Genomic DNA, 644 nt, shown 5'->3' with positions numbered 1-644 from the left:
AGGTTTCGGCAAAACAGAGAACCGGTATAAAAGAGCTTTTAGAGCTCGTGCTCCTTCAGGCGGATATTCTGGAGCTCAGGGCGGACAAGGACAAGAGGGCGAACGGCTTTGTCATAGAGGCCGTGCTCGACAAGGGCAGGGGCCCGGTTGCGACCGTCATTGTCAGGGAAGGGACGCTCAAGATAGGCGACTACATTGTCACCGGAACGACCGTGGGCAAGGTAAGGGCGCTCATGGACGACAAGGGCAGCAGGGTGAAAGAGGCCGGTCCGTCGATGCCGGTCGAAATTATGGGGCTTTCGGGCGTGCCCGAGGCCGGAGACCGCTTCTACGTGGTCAAGGATGAAAAGGCCGCGCGGGATGTCGTTTCCCACAGGGAAACCAAGATACGCGAGACGGCCGCAGCGAAGGAAAGAAAGCCCACACTCGAAAATCTTTTCGAGACTCTAGAGCAGGAAGAGGCCAAAGAGCTCCCGCTCATAGTCAAGGCCGACACGCAGGGCTCGGTCGAGGCTGTCTCGGAATCCATAAGCAAGCTCAGCACAGAAAAATGCCAGGTGAAGATAGTGCATTCCGGCGTAGGCGGCATAACAGAGACGGACGTCGTCCTCGCGAGCGCGTCCAACGCTATAATCGTGGGCTTT

1 protein-coding gene is annotated in these 644 nt (G+C 57.6%); it reads left to right on the top strand.

Going from position 1 to position 644, the window contains the following annotated elements:
* A partial coding sequence (locus KDM41_18385) for a translation initiation factor IF-2 (GenBank protein MCB1185393.1) occupies positions 1-644 on the top strand: 644 nt, incomplete at both ends.

The sequence above is a fragment of the bacterium genome, assembly GCA_020440705.1.
Lineage (GTDB): Bacteria > Krumholzibacteriota > Krumholzibacteriia > LZORAL124-64-63 > LZORAL124-64-63 > JAGRNP01.
This window is presented reverse-complemented; position numbering and strand designations above follow the sequence as displayed.